Raw genomic sequence first — 13,321 nt, 5'->3', positions numbered from 1 at the left:
GAGTTTGGAAAATTCTACTTTTGAACGCGATCATTTGGCGGGGGGATTACCCTGTTGCCAGTCAGACGCAGTGCACCGGCGACGCCGGAATAGCGCGCAGCGAACTCCTGCTGATGCGTACGTTGCATATCCAGTTCCAGTTCATAGTACTTCAGCAACGATTCCTTGCCGGCGGCTCCAAAGCAGGACGGGCGAGACGGAAACTGCATTATTCAATAATGATAGAAAAGTAAGTTGCGCAGGAACAATAAATCGAGCTGCGGCATGGCAGCGGCATCGTTCCCTGCCGAAATATGCTTGACAGCCCTGCCCCACTTCCCTTACATTAAGTGCATGTCCTCCTTCAAACATTCCTCCCCTTCCCTGCTGTCGCTATCGCGACTACTGCTAGCACGCGCATAAGTTTGCCGCATTGCTTCGCCTGGTCACACGCCGGCGTGTTTCAAAAACCCTGGAAGGTTTGATGATGTTTGCACCATCCCCCGCTACACCCGTAATTTCTGACGCGACCGCCACCGCTGGCGCCGTTGCCCTGATTTGCCTGCTAAAACTACCGATCGCTTGCCTGGCCTAGTGTTGCGTGGCCGCCCGGCAAGCTTGCGCCACAACCATTGATTTCCCCCTATCTTCAGGAGTACCCGATCATGATGTTGCAAAACCCAGCTTCCAAATACCGCGCTTTTCCTCCCGTCAAATTGACCGACCGTCAATGGCCGAACCAGATCATCAGCAAACCGCCTATCTGGATGAGCACCGACTTGCGCGACGGCAACCAGTCCTTGATCGAGCCGATGAGCGCGGAAAAGAAGCTGCGCTTCTTCGAGATGCTGATCGCTATCGGCCTGAAGGAAATCGAAGTGGGCTTCCCATCGGCATCGCAGACGGATTTCGATTTCGTGCGCAAGCTCGTCGATGAAGGCCGCATCCCGGACGACGTCACCATCATCGTGCTGACGCAGTCGCGTGAAGAATTGATACGCCGCACGGTGGAGTCGGTCGTCGGCGCCAAGCGCGCCATCGTCCACCTGTACAACTCCGTGGCGCCCGTATTCCGCAAGGTGGTGTTCGGCATGTCGCGCGAGGAAATCACGCAGATCGCCACCGCCGGCACCACCCTGGTCAAACAGCTGGTGGCGCAGCATCCGGAAACGCAATGGGGCTTTGAATACACGCCGGAATCGTTTTCCACCACGGAACTCGATTTCTCCAAGCATATCTGCGACGCCGTCAGCGCCATCTGGAAGCCGACGCCCGCCAACAAGATGATCGTCAACCTGCCGTCGACCGTGGAATGCAGCACGCCCAACGTGTATGCGGACCAGATCGAATGGATGTCGCGCAAGCTGGCGCGCCGCGATTCCATCATCATCAGCGTGCACCCGCATAACGACCGCGGCACGGCCGTCGCGTCGGCCGAGCTGGCCGTGATGGCAGGCGCCGACCGCGTCGAAGGCTGCTTGTTCGGCAATGGCGAGCGCACCGGCAACGTCGATCTCGTCACCCTGGCGATGAACTTGTACACGCAAGGCGTGCACCCGGGCCTGGATTTCTCCGACATCGACACCGTGCGCAAATGCGTGGAAGAGTGCAACCAGTTGCCCGTCCACCCGCGCCACCCGTATGCGGGCGACCTGGTCTTCACGGCATTCTCCGGCTCGCACCAGGATGCCATCAAGAAGGGTTTCGCCAAGCAACAACCGGACAGCATCTGGGAAGTGCCGTACTTGCCGATCGATCCGGCCGACCTGGGCCGCAGCTATGACGCCGTGATCCGCGTCAATAGCCAGTCCGGCAAGGGCGGCATGGCATATTTGCTGGAACAGGAATATGGCCTGGTCTTGCCGCGCCGCCTGCAGATCGAATTCTCGCGCGCCGTGCAAGCCGTGGCCGACGCCACGGGCCGCGAAATCGCCGCGCAGGATATCCACGACATCTTCCAGAAGGAATACCTGCAGCAGACGGCACCGTACGCCTACGCCGCGCACCGCATGGTGGAAGACACCAGCAGCGATGAATCCGTGCAGATCGACATCAGCCTGTCGCACCGCCAGACGCCGCTGGCCCTGCAAGGCGGCGGTAACGGCCCCATCGATGCCTTCGTCAATGCGCTGGGGCTGGACATCAAATTGATGGATTACCATGAGCACTCGATCGGCTCGGGCGCCAACGCGCAAGCGGCTTGCTACGTGGAATTGCGCCTCGACAATGGCCCGACCCTGTTCGGCGCCGCCATCGACAGCAATATCGTCACCGCCTCGTTCAAGGCCGTGCTGTCGGCCGTGAACCGCCGCATCGGGCAGACGGATGCGGAAAAAACAACAGCGGCCGACGTGGCGGCCAGCGCCGCCTGAGCCCGACTCGGACATCCCTCATAGGGAGAAAAAGCGGTACGGCTTGATCGCCGTGCCGTTTTTTCATTTCTGTTGGGCAATTAGTAGTGCAAATCAGGTATCGCCAACCGTATAATCGTTTCATAACAAGACCACCGGAGACAGATCATTAGCTACCGAGGGAATCAGTATGAAATTGACGGATATGAAGATAGGCGTGCGCCTGGGCGCCGGTTTTGGCGTGGTGCTGCTGCTGATGGCAGTACTGGTAGGCACAGGGCTGTTGCGCCTGGATAAAATCGGCGCGCTCAGCGAGTCCATCATCGAAAAGGACTGGGCCAAGGCCGACGCCATCGCCACCATCCGCAGCACCACGCGCTCGAACGCGGCGCTGGTGCTGGAACTGTTCATCCATGAAGATCCGGCCCGCGCCAACGCCATCCACGGCGAAATCGACGCCAACAAGGCCACCATCAGCGATGCGCTGGCCATCCTCGACCGCCTGATCGTGCTGCCTGAAGGCAAGGAACTGCTGGCCACCCTGAAGCAGCAGCGCAAGGCCTATGTGGTCTCGTTCAGCCAGGCCGACAAGCTGCTGGTGGGGGGACAGCGGGCGGAAGCGGCCATGCACGTGCGCGACGACACCTTGCCCGCCCTGAATCAGTTGCAAAAAACGGTGAACCGTCTGAATGAAATCCAGCGCGCAGTGGTCGTGCATGGCGGCCAGCAAATCCAGCAGAATATTTCAGCGGCGAATGTGCTGATGGCCAGCCTGGGTACGGCCGCCCTGCTGTTGGGCGTGCTCTTTGCCTGGTGGGTCACGCGCTCGATCACCACGCCCATCGCGTATGCGCTGCGCGTGGCGCAAGCCGTGGCCGCAGGCGACCTGAGCAGTAAAATCGTGGCCGACGGCAAGGATGAAACGGGGCAGTTGCTGCAGGCGCTGCGCGACATGAATACCAACCTGGCTACGCTGGTGGGGCAAGTACGCGGCGGCACGGGCACGATTGCCGTGGCGTCGAGCCAGATCGCCAGCGGCAATGCCGACCTGTCGGCCCGCACGGAAGCGCAGGCCAGCGCGCTGGAAGAAACCGCCTCGTCGATGATCGAACTGACGGGCACTGTGCGCAGCAACAGCGACAATGCGCGCCAGGCCGACAGCCTGGCCCGCTCGGCATCAAACATCGCGCAGCGCGGCGGCACGGCCATGGCGGAAGTGATCGGCACCATGGACGCCATCAATGCTTCCTCGCGCAAGATCGTCGACATCATCGCCGTCATCGACGGCATCGCCTTCCAGACAAATATCCTGGCCCTGAACGCGGCCGTGGAAGCGGCCCGTGCGGGCGAACAGGGACGCGGCTTTGCCGTGGTGGCGTCCGAAGTGCGCAACCTGGCGCAGCGCTCGGCAGCGGCCGCCAAGGAAATCAAGGAACTCATTGCCGACTCCGTCAACCGGGTCGGACAAGGCGCGCAGCTGGTCAGCCAGGCGGGCACCACGATGGAAGAAGTGGTGGCCAGCGTGGGCCGGGTCAGCGCCATCGTCGGTGAAATCAGCGTCGCCAACCACGAGCAGAGCGAAGGCATCGAGCAAATCAATGCCGCCATCATGCAGATGGATCAGACGACGCAGCAGAACGCGGCACTGGTCGAGGAGGCGGCAGCAGCAGCCGCGGCCATGCATGAACAGGCGAGCGAACTGGAAACCCTCGTCAGCCAGTTCAAGCTGGAACCGAACACCAGCGCCAAGGCGCCGTCCCGCCCTGATGCGCCCGACGCCCCGCGCCTGCACTAAGTTGCTTATTCCACCTGGCGCGCCAGGCGGATGCCGGAAAATTGCCAGCGCGCACCGGCCGGGAAGAAATTGCGGTAGCTGACGCGCGCATGGCCGGCCGGCGTGGCGCACGACGAGCCGCGCAGCACATACTGGTTCAGCATGAACTTGCCGTTGTACTCGCCCAGCGCCCCGGGCGCCGTGCGGTAGCCTGGATACGGCGCGTAGCTGCTGCTGGTCCACTGCCAGCAGTGGCCAAACATTTGCCGCAATCCCGCTCCCGGCGCACCGGCGGCCGGATGCAGCTGGCCGACTTGCATCACGACACCTTGCGCCGCCACTTCCCACTCCGCTTCCGTCGGCAGACGCGCGCCAGCCCAGTGTGCATAAGCATCCGCCTCGAACAGCGACAAGTGGGTGGCCGGCGCCTGCACGTCGAGCGGGCGCAGCCCGAACAAGGTGAATTCCTGCCAGCGGCCCGCCGCGTCGCGCTGCCAGTACAACGGGCATTCCAGCTGCGCGCTGCGCACCCAGTCCCAGCCTTCGGCCAGCCACCACTGCGCCGTGCGGTAGCCGCCCGCCTCGATGAAGGCCAGATATTCCCCATTCGTCACCAGAGCACTGGCCAGCTGAAACGGCGCCACGTATTGCGGATGGCGCGGCAATTCATTGTCGAAGCAAAAACCGTCGCCCGCATGACCGATCTGCGCCAGGCCGCCCTCAAACGCGAGCCAGGCGGTGGGCTGTGCGTGTTCTTGCGCTGGCGCAACCGCGCTGTCCCGGCAAGCGGGATCCAGGTAAGCGGGAAACAGGGCGCTCTGCGCCAGCAAGTGTTTCACGTCCGTCAACAGCAATTCCTGGTGCTGCTGCTCGTGTTCAAGGCCCAGCGCCAACAGCATGGTCAGCCGTTCACGCTCGGGACGCGCCAGTTCGCCGGCCAGCAGGCGGCCGATGCGCGCATCGACATCGGCCCGGTAGGCGCGCACCTGCGCCATGCCGGGGCGCGTCAGCAAGCCACGCTGGGCGCGCGGATGCTTCTCGCCCACGCCGTTGTAATAGGAATTGAACAGCACGCGAAAGGCGGGGTGGAATGGTGCAAACGCCGCCTCCATGCTTTCCAGGATAAACGTTTCGAAAAACCAGGTGGTATGCGCGAGATGCCATTTCACGGGACTGGCGTCCGGCATCGATTGGGCGCCGCAATCCTCGTCGGACAAGGGTTCGGCCAAGCGCAGCGAGTGCTGGCGCACTGTATTGTAATGATCGATCAGCATCGTCGCCTTTTAGTCTCTGATGACGCGCGCATAGATAACGGCAAACCACTGCTGCGGGTCTGTCCAGACTTGCACGGTGGAAAACCCCGCCTGCTCCAGCAAGCCGACGAAGCTTGCGCGCGTGTACTTGTAGCTGTCTTCTGTATGGATGCGCTCGCCTTTCGCGAAACGCCGCTGGCCGCCTTTCCAATGGACAACTTGCTCGCTGCGCGCTTCGAGATGCATTTCGACGCGGCGCTCGTCGGCCTTGAAAAAGCCATGGTGCTGCCAGGCGCGCACGTCGAAGTCCGCGCCGATCAGCCCGTTCACGTGGCGCAGCATGTTCAGGTTGAAGGCGGCCGTGACGCCCAGCGCATCGTCATAAGCCGCGTCGAGGATGGCGTCATCCTTGATCAGGTCAACACCGATCAGCAGGCCGCCATCGCCGTCCGCATTGGCGCGCAGGCGGCGCAGGAAGGCGGTCGCTTGCTCAGGAGCAAAATTGCCGATCGACGAACCGGGATAGAAGAACAGGCGCCGCGCCTCGCGCACGCTGTCGGGCAAGTCCAGGCGGCTGGAGAAATCCAGGCCCAGGCCCGTCATCTCGATGTGCGGAAAGCGCTGCTGCAGCCGGCTTAGCGATTCACTGAGGAAATCATAGGAAATATCCACGGCCACATACTGGACCGGGTGCAGCAGGGGAAACAGGCTGGCGGCCTTGGCACAATTGCCCGCCCCCAGGTCGATCAGGGTGCTGCCCGGCCCCACGGCGTGCGCGATCTCGGCGCCGTGACGGGCAAAGATGGCGGCCTCGGTGCGCGTCGGATAATACTCGGGCAAGGCGCAAATGGCTTCGAAAAGTTTCGAGCCCAGCGCGTCGTACAGGTACTTGGGCGAGGTCCAGGCCTCGCGCGCCAGCAGGCCGCTGCTGATCTCGACTATCGTGGCAGGAGTGGCGCTGGCCACTTGGACGTTGCTGGCGGGAGACAAATCTGACTGATGTTGCGCAAGTGGCATGGTCATGGGCTGGCGTCGTTAATGTTAGGTTCACGAAGGGCTTGCACGGTCAGCCACCGGGCGCGCCGCCCCTGTCATAGCGGTTTGCGGGCGCCTTTTCCGATGACTTTTTCCATCATAGCGGAATCCGCACAAGCCAGCCGTGCGACAGGTAACGTAAGATCAAACTAGCAGTACTCACACAAAATGGGTATTGCCCAGCAAAAATGATAAGCCTGTCGTATACTACACATTGCCGGCCAAACAATCCGCGCCCCTTTGCAGTTCCCAGGCCCCCCTCTCCCCCGCGTGCCTCCCTTTACGATAGCCGTTAACACCATGCTCGAATTGCGCCATCTGTCGAAGTCCTATGCCCATGCCCGTCCCGTGCTGGCCAACATTTCCTGCCGTTTCAATGCGGGGGAATTCATCGCCATCATGGGTGACTCGGGCGTCGGCAAGTCGACCTTGCTGAACCTGATCGCCGGCCTCGATACGCCCGATGCGGGTGCCGAAGCGCACCCTATCCTGGTGGACGGCATAGCCATGTCCAGCCTCGATGACGCCGCCGCCACCCGGCTGCGTCGCGCCCGCATGGGCTTTATATTTCAGGCGTTCCACGTCTTGCCGCACCTGACCCTGCTGCAAAACGTGGCCCTGCCGCTGCTGCTCAACGGACTGCCCCAGGAGCGTGCCACCAGCATGCTCGAAGCGGTCGGCCTGGGCGGACGCGGCGGCGACTTTCCGCAACAACTGTCCGGCGGCGAAATGCAGCGCGTGGCCATTGCCCGCGCGCTCGTGCACAAGCCGGCGCTGGTGCTGGCCGATGAGCCGACCGGCAACCTCGATCCCGATACGGCGCACAGCATTCTGCAATTGCTGCGCGCCGAAATCAAGGCCAACGGCAGTTGCGCGATCATGGTCACGCATTCGCTGGCCGCCGCCGAAATGGCGGACAGAACCATGATCCTGACGAAAAACGGCTTACAAAATACAACAATCGTCGACCAAATTGATCAAACAATCAGTTAATTTAACTGACCATCTTTCACAAGTTTTGTTATCGTAGTATTATTGAAAACACTTGCCTGGTTATCAATGTTGTAACGCGAATGGTATCACGTCACCCGGAGAGCCGTACTGCGATGACGAACTATAGCTGGGGCCACATACAGTGGTCTCGTCCCTTGCATAACCTGAAGGAGGAGTAAATGAACGTTCGGCAAAAGAAGCTGGAAATGATTGAGGCGATGAACCGGGCGCGTGCGCTCGAACCATCGAGTTTTGTGCCCAACAAGCTGCTCGATACCCTGATCGAGAAGATGAACCTGAAAAATGATGCGGAACTGTGCCGTGTTCTGGAAGTCCAGCCCCCCATCATCAGCAAGATTCGTCACGGCAAACTGTCGGTCGGTGCAACGATTTTATTGCGCATGCATGAAAAATCGGACATCACCATCCGCGAACTGAAGGAACTGTCCGCCACGCCAGTCCACTGAGATACACGCTGTTGTAATGCCATGCCAGGCACCCAGGTCCCCGGCGCCATGAACTTTTGCCATACAATTCGCGCAGTTCGCTCACGATAGCGAAGAGACCCAGCCCAAACCATGCTGTCCGTTTCTCTGCCCGTCCGCTCCAGCGCCATACCCTCCCGCTTTCACTCCGCATTACCCCCTGCCAGCCAGCATTTCCACTCAAACTTGATCTGACACAACACGCACAGTCCGCGCAGGCATCAAGGTCAGCTCTGAACCAGTGATCTCAACCGCAGCCCAGCGATGCACCTGGGCGACATGTGCCCGGACGCCATCGCGCCGTGGCCGAAACTGGCCGCCATCCTCGCCACGGCCTTCATTGAAATGGGCTCGCAAGCATCCATCGCAGCGCGCTGGCGCATAGTGCGGAACTGGAGATACGCCAGGGCGACGCGCTGTGTGGCATCGATGCGGGCGCCGGCATCGACATGCCGGCCGTACCTGACCCGGCGCAGGGATGGCAACTGCTGCACGGCGCCACGGCAGCATCGGCGAACCCGAAGCGATCACGCTGGCGCTGCGCTGCCTGCTTGAACTGCCGCCGCCCGACAGCGTGGAGACCGGCTTGCGCAGCGCCGTGCAGACGCTGGCCAGCCAGCTGCTGGCGTCGCCGCCCGGCATGCACCTGAATTGCCTTAGCCAGGCACCACTCCGTAATGGCGCGCATAGCGCTCGTCCAGATTCGCCAACGGCATCATCATGAACATGTCGGCGCTTTCGAAGTCAGGGTCCCAGGCCGGTTCGCCGCAAATCCAGGCGCCCGAACGCAGATAGCCCTTGATCAGCGGCGGCACCTGCGGCTTGTGCGCCGCTTCCACCTGGTGGATGGGAAAAGGCAGGTGCGGCGTGACGCGGTATTCGCTTGGGGCCATGTGCTTTTCCGCCAGCGCCTGGTACACGGCGACGGCGTTATGCCCGCCATCGGCCAGGCTGATGCTGGCGCAGCCGACCAGGTAGTCGCAGCGCTCGCGGCGCATGTACTCGGCCAGCCCCGACCACAACAGCATGATCACGCTGCCGCCCCGGTATTTCGGGTGGATGCAGGCGCGGCCCGCTTCGACCATGCGTCCGCGCAGGTTCTTCAGGCGGCTCAGGTCGAACTCGTTTTCCGCATACAGACGGCCGATCTTGGCCGCCTTGGCCGCGCTCAGCACGCGGTAGGTGCCCACCACTTTCAAGGTATCGGCGTCGCGCACGATCAAATGGTCGCAATGCGCGTCGAATTCATCGCTGTCGAGGCCATCGGCATTGGCCAGCGACGTCAGGCCCATGGTCTCGATAAACACCTTGTAACGCAAACGCTGGACTTCGCGCACTTCCGCCGCTGTCGTGGCCTGGCTCAGCACCAGTTGGACCGGCCGGGCCTTGGCTTCGTTTGACGTGCTTATGTTTTGCATGGTTTCATCCCCCTGTGATCAAGACGACTCCAGCGTACTTGTCTAATATGTCAGGAAAATGACAGCCAAATGTCATTTCCATGACGCAAGTCAATGTCATGCGGGGATCGTGCATAATTACCACACTCACCCGGCAGGAAGACAGGATGAAAGACCAGGACGCACCGCACATCACGCCCTACACCAAGCCGGCCGCCGGCTGGGATGCCTTGAAACACGTGGCCATCAGCCTGCGCCTGGAACGGGTGGCGCCCGGCAATCTGAAAGCCCTGCTGGCGCAAAACCAGCCGGACGGCTTCGATTGCCCCGGCTGCGCCTGGCCAGACCGCAACCACGCTTCCACGTTTGCCTTTTGCGAAAACGGCGCCAAGGCCGTCGCCGCCGAAGCGACCAGCCGCCGCGCCGGCTCGGAACTGTTTGCCAGCCATAGCGTCACGCAGTTGCTGGAACAATCCGACTACGCGCTGGAACAGCACGGCCGCCTGACCGAACCGATGGTCTACGACGCTGCCAGCGACCGCTATGTGCCGATCTCCTGGAACGACGCCTTTGCCCTCGTGGGCCGCCACCTGCGCACCCTGCCCGACCCGAACCAGGCCGCGTTTTACACCTCGGGACGGGCCAGCAACGAAGCCGCTTTTTTGTACCAGCTGATGGCGCGCCTGTACGGCACGAATAACTTCCCCGATTGCTCGAACATGTGCCACGAAGCGACCAGCCGCGGCTTGCCGGCCACGGTGGGCATCGGCAAGGGCACGGTGACACTGGACGACTTCGAACTGACCGACACCATCCTCATCTTCGGCCAGAATCCCGCCACCAACCACCCGCGCATGCTGGGCGAACTGCGCGACTGCGCGCGCCGCGACGGCAGCATCGTCTCCATCAATCCCCTGCGCGAACAGGGCTTGCAGCGCTTCATGGACCCGCAAAGCGCACTGGAAATGGCGACCCTGGGCAGCACGCGCCTGGCCGGCCTGTTCGTGCAGCCGACCCTGGGCGGCGACTTCGCCCTGATCAAGGCCGTCGCCAAGCGCGTCGTCGAGCATGACGATGCGGCGCAGGCCAGCGGCGCCCCGGCCGTCATCGATCACGCTTTCATCGCGCAGCATTGCAGCGGATTCGACGCCTTCCGCGACGACCTGCGCGCAGAGAATTGGCAACTGCTGCTGCAGGAGTCGGGCGTGGCGCGCGCCCAGATCGAGGCATTGACGGACATCTTCGTCAAGGGCCAGCGCATCATCGCCACCTGGGGCATGGGCTTGACGCAGCACAAGCACAGCGTGGCAGCCATCCGCATGCTGTCGAACCTGATGATGCTGCGCGGCCAGATCGGCAAGCCCGGTGCCGGCCTGTGTCCCGTGCGTGGCCACTCCAACGTGCAGGGCGACCGCACGGTGGGCATCGAGGAAAAGCCCACGACGGCCTTCCTCGACCGCCTGGGCCAGGTGTATGGCTTCGAACCACCGCGCGCGCATGGCCACGACGTAGTGGCCACCATCGACGCCATGCGGCGCGGCGAGGTCAAGGTGTTCATCGCGCTGGGCGGCAATTTCGCCGCCGCCACGCCCGACACGGTGCTGACCGTTGCTGCGCTGCGCCAGTGCGCGCTGACGGTGCAGGTGGCCACCAAGCTCAATCGCAGCCACCTGGTCATCGGCAAGGAAGCCTTGCTGCTGCCCACGCTGGGGCGCACGGAGATCGATCTGCAGGGCGGCGTGGCGCAGGGCGTGACGGTGGAAGACTCGATGAGCATGGTGCATATCTCGTACGGCCGCAATGCGCCCGCGTCGCCGCAGCTGCGCTCGGAAGTGGCCATCGTTGCCGGCATGGCCGAAGCGACCGTGGGCAGCAGCCAGGTCGACTGGCGCGCGTATGCGGCCGACTATGCGCGCATCCGCGACGACATCGAAAAGGTGTTTGACGATTTTTACGACTACAACGCCAGGGTGGCCATTCCAGGCGGCTTTCATCTGACGGTGGCCTCGCGCGAGCGCGTGTGGAAAACGGCCAGCGACAAGGCCTGTTTCCTCGTCGCCCCGCTGCCGCTGGACACGCCACTTCACCGCGCCCGTGCGCGCTATGGCGAACGCCTGATGGTCTTGATGAGTACGCGCTCGCACGACCAGTACAACACCACCATCTACGGCATGGATGACCGCTACCGCGGCGTGTACGGCACGCGCAAGGTCATCTTCGCCAACAAGGAAGATATCGCCATGCTGGGCTTTGCCGATGGTGATCTGGTGGATATGATCGGCGCCTGGGACGATGGCGTGGCGCGCCGCTCCGACGGCTTCCGCCTGGTCGCCTATGACATCCCGCGCGGCTGCCTGGGCGCGTATTACCCGGAAACGAACGCGCTGGTGCCGCTGGCCAGCACGGCCGACGGTGCCGGCACGCCCACGTCGAAGTCCGTCCCCGTGCTACTGCAGCGCAGTGCTGCTTAAATACTGATCCCGGGCGTGTAATCGACGTACGCATCCTGGCGGCAAAAACCCACCAGCTTCATGCCCGCCTGCGTGGCGATGGAAATGGCCAGCGAACTGGGGGCGGAAATCGTCGCCAGCAGCGGAATCTGCATGCGCGCCGCCTTGCGCGCCAGCTCGTAGCTGCCGCGGCTGGACAGGAAGACGAAGCCGCGCCGCATGTCGATATCGTGCAGCGCCAGGTGCCCAATCAATTTATCGAGGCCGTTATGCCGGCCGATATCCTCGAATACGCGCACGATATCGCCGTCGGGCGTGCACCACGCGGCCGCATGCACGCCGCCCGTTTCCCGCATCAGCGCCTGGTGTTCGCGCAAGCCGGCGGACGCGCGCGCCAGCGCGGCCGGCAAGTCGACGTGGATCAGCGCCGGCGGCAGCGCGGCGGGCTGCAAGTCGAGCATGTCGATGCTGTCGATGCCGCACACGCCGCAGCCCGTGCGGCCCGTGAGTTGGCGGCGCCGGTCCTTCAGGCGCACGAAATCCTCCTGCGCAATGGTCAGTGCCACTTCGGCGGAATCAGAGCGCAGGAATACTTCACAGTCGAAGATGGCGCCGGCAGAAGCGACCACGCCTTCCGTCAGCGCGAAGCCGTAGGCAAACGCTTCCAGGTCACGCGGCGTGGCCATCATGACGACATGGGAAATGCCATTGAAGACCAGCGCGACGGGAATTTCCTCGGCGACGTGGTCGATGGCGGCAGTGGAGTCGCCCGCGCGGTGGCGGACGATGGCGCGCTCGACGAAGCCGGCGCGTTCAATACTGGTTTCTTCTGACATGGCAACCATGGGGGAACTATCACAGGCCCCATGGTAAACCAGAATGGGCAAGCGGGGGGCGGCCCTCCGCTCGCGCCATCAATCCTTCTTCGGACGGCCCGTTTTCAGCTGCGGCAAGCCGGCCAGCACGTTTTGCAGGGTCGCCAGGTCGATCTGGCTGATCAGCGCCACGCCAATGCGCAGCAATTCGCTTTTCTTGATCTCGAAACCGGCCTTCAGGCAAGCTTTCTTTACCTGGCCCAGAACTTCATACTCCGCTTCCGGCATGGTGAAGCTGTCGCGTACCAGTTTCGGCTTGCGGGCTTTTTCCTTGACGGCGGCGACCTTGGCGACCGGCGCTTTTTTCGCTGGCGCAGGCTTGGCGGCGGCCTTGGCTACCGGTTTGACGGCGGCCTTGGCGACCGGCTTCGCAGCAACCTTGGCCGCCGGCTTGGCAGCGGCTTTGGCGACTGGCTTGGCCACAACTGGTTTGGCCACGACGGCCTTGGCCGCAGGCTTGGCGGCGGGCGCCTTGGCAACGGCAGGCTTGGCAGCGACAGGCTTTGCGGCTGCCGGCTTCGCTGCGGCGGGCTTGGCGGCCACTGGCTTGGCGGCGGCTTTTGCCACTGGTTTGGCTGCCGGCTTGGCTACCGGTTTCGCGGCAGGTTTGGCGGCAGGTTTGGCGGCCGGTACGGCCTTGGCCGAGGCAGCATTGATCGAGGCGCTGGTGGGGAACATCGATACGGGCGCGCTGTCGGCTTTTTTCACTGGAACGGTTTTGGTCATGGA

At 62.8% G+C, this 13,321-nt stretch carries 11 protein-coding genes; 5 read left to right on the top strand and 6 right to left on the bottom strand.

The window, feature by feature from the left end; all coding sequences use genetic code 11:
* Positions 1 to 14: 14 nt before the first annotated feature.
* A complete protein-coding gene (locus tag ACQ4WL_RS08175; protein ID WP_436509253.1) occupies positions 15 to 209 on the bottom strand; it encodes a type VI secretion system baseplate subunit TssF in 195 nt (64 codons plus the stop codon).
* 435 nt (positions 210 to 644) lie between these two features.
* Between ACQ4WL_RS08175 and leuA the strand changes: the two genes are divergently transcribed.
* Both leuA and ACQ4WL_RS08165 read left to right on the top strand, forming a co-directional pair.
* Positions 645 to 2,351: a 2-isopropylmalate synthase gene (gene leuA, locus ACQ4WL_RS08170; protein ID WP_436509252.1), complete on the top strand. Its 1,707-nt coding sequence runs from the start codon at positions 645 to 647 to the stop codon at positions 2,349 to 2,351.
* A 169-nt stretch (positions 2,352 to 2,520) separates the two neighbouring features.
* Positions 2,521 to 4,125 carry a methyl-accepting chemotaxis protein gene (locus tag ACQ4WL_RS08165; protein WP_436509251.1) on the top strand — a complete coding sequence of 535 codons (1,605 nt, stop codon included), beginning with the start codon at positions 2,521 to 2,523 and terminating at the stop codon, positions 4,123 to 4,125.
* A 5-nt stretch (positions 4,126 to 4,130) separates the two neighbouring features.
* Here ACQ4WL_RS08165 and egtB read toward each other — a convergent pair whose 3' ends face one another.
* Positions 4,131 to 5,378: an ergothioneine biosynthesis protein EgtB gene (gene egtB, locus ACQ4WL_RS08160; protein WP_436509250.1), complete on the bottom strand. Its 1,248-nt coding sequence runs from the start codon at positions 5,376 to 5,378 to the stop codon at positions 4,131 to 4,133.
* 9 nt (positions 5,379 to 5,387) lie between these two features.
* Positions 5,388 to 6,380: an L-histidine N(alpha)-methyltransferase gene (egtD, locus tag ACQ4WL_RS08155; RefSeq protein WP_436509248.1), complete on the bottom strand. Its 993-nt coding sequence runs from the start codon at positions 6,378 to 6,380 to the stop codon at positions 5,388 to 5,390.
* A gap of 312 nt (positions 6,381 to 6,692) precedes the next feature.
* On the opposite strand from egtD, the gene ACQ4WL_RS08150 reads away from it, so the two are divergent.
* Positions 6,693 to 7,385, top strand: coding sequence for an ABC transporter ATP-binding protein (locus ACQ4WL_RS08150; RefSeq protein ID WP_436509246.1), 693 nt, complete (start codon positions 6,693 to 6,695; stop codon positions 7,383 to 7,385).
* Between the two features lie 179 nt (positions 7,386 to 7,564).
* A complete protein-coding gene (locus ACQ4WL_RS08145; RefSeq protein WP_034786045.1) occupies positions 7,565 to 7,852 on the top strand; it encodes a hypothetical protein in 288 nt (95 codons plus the stop codon).
* A 674-nt stretch (positions 7,853 to 8,526) separates the two neighbouring features.
* On the opposite strand, the gene ACQ4WL_RS08140 is transcribed toward ACQ4WL_RS08145, so the two are convergent.
* Entirely contained in the window at positions 8,527 to 9,288 is a 762-nt protein-coding gene (locus ACQ4WL_RS08140; RefSeq protein ID WP_436509245.1) for a GNAT family N-acetyltransferase, read from the bottom strand.
* Between the two features lie 146 nt (positions 9,289 to 9,434).
* Here ACQ4WL_RS08140 and ACQ4WL_RS08135 point away from each other — a divergent pair, with 146 nt between their 5' ends.
* Positions 9,435 to 11,738, top strand: coding sequence for an FdhF/YdeP family oxidoreductase (locus ACQ4WL_RS08135; protein ID WP_436509244.1), 2,304 nt, complete (start codon positions 9,435 to 9,437; stop codon positions 11,736 to 11,738).
* Here ACQ4WL_RS08135 and fdhD read toward each other — a convergent pair.
* Together fdhD and ACQ4WL_RS08125 are read right to left on the bottom strand one after the other, a co-directional pair.
* On the bottom strand, positions 11,735 to 12,553 hold the full coding sequence (gene fdhD, locus ACQ4WL_RS08130) for a formate dehydrogenase accessory sulfurtransferase FdhD (protein WP_436509641.1): 819 nt from the start codon (positions 12,551 to 12,553) through the stop codon (positions 11,735 to 11,737). The two genes, ACQ4WL_RS08135 and fdhD, sit on opposite strands and share 4 nt — an antisense overlap.
* Positions 12,554 to 12,631: 78 nt before the next feature.
* Positions 12,632 to 13,318 (bottom strand): hypothetical protein, encoded by a 687-nt coding sequence (locus ACQ4WL_RS08125; RefSeq protein ID WP_436509243.1) that lies wholly within the window; start codon positions 13,316 to 13,318, stop codon positions 12,632 to 12,634.
* Positions 13,319 to 13,321 lie beyond the last annotated feature (3 nt).

Source organism: Janthinobacterium kochi, assembly GCF_051380715.1.
Lineage (GTDB): Bacteria > Pseudomonadota > Gammaproteobacteria > Burkholderiales > Burkholderiaceae_D > Janthinobacterium.
This window is presented reverse-complemented; position numbering and strand designations above follow the sequence as displayed.